Below are 600 nucleotides of genomic sequence, written 5' to 3' on the forward strand. Positions count from 1 at the left end.
GGCTTTGTTGCACAAAGCTATTCTTAAGGGCTTCTTCAGCCATATAATTTTCAAATGAAGAAGCCTGCACACAAAATCTACCGCACAACCAATTGGCCCGCATATAACCGAGCACTCATAAGTCGCGGAAATATTGCCATTTGGTTTGATCCTGCTACGCAATGGTATGCGCCATCAAAAGGCAAACAAGGGCGAAATCAAACCTACTCCGACGCAGCCATCCAATGCTGCTTAATGATTAAATCTTTATTCCGTCTGTCTTTACGTATGGTCACTGGCTTTGTGCAAAGTCTGATTAAACTTTGCGGATTAAATTGGACAGCGCCAGATTACACCACGCTTTGTAGAAGACAAAAGCATATTGATATTGCAATCAGCTACCAAAAAAGTAGCGAGGGGCTGCATCTACTTGTAGACTCTACAGGCATGAAGTTTCTAGGTGAGGGCGAATGGAAACGCAAGAAACATGGAGCTGAATATCGTCGCCAATGGCGTAAACTTCATATTGGTATAGATGCCAAAACCCTACAAATACGCGCTATTCAGCTCACAACCAATAATGTCAGTGATTCACAGGTGCTTGGTGATTTACTTAATCAG

At 42.8% G+C, this 600-nt stretch carries 1 protein-coding gene; it reads left to right on the forward strand.

Annotated features, from left to right (window positions below):
- Positions 1-54: 54 nt before the first annotated feature.
- The coding region (locus AC1M9I_RS14600; protein WP_481611214.1) for an IS5 family transposase at positions 55-600 on the forward strand (546 nt) is incomplete at its 3' end.

This window comes from Acinetobacter sp. ANC_7553, assembly GCF_056779895.1.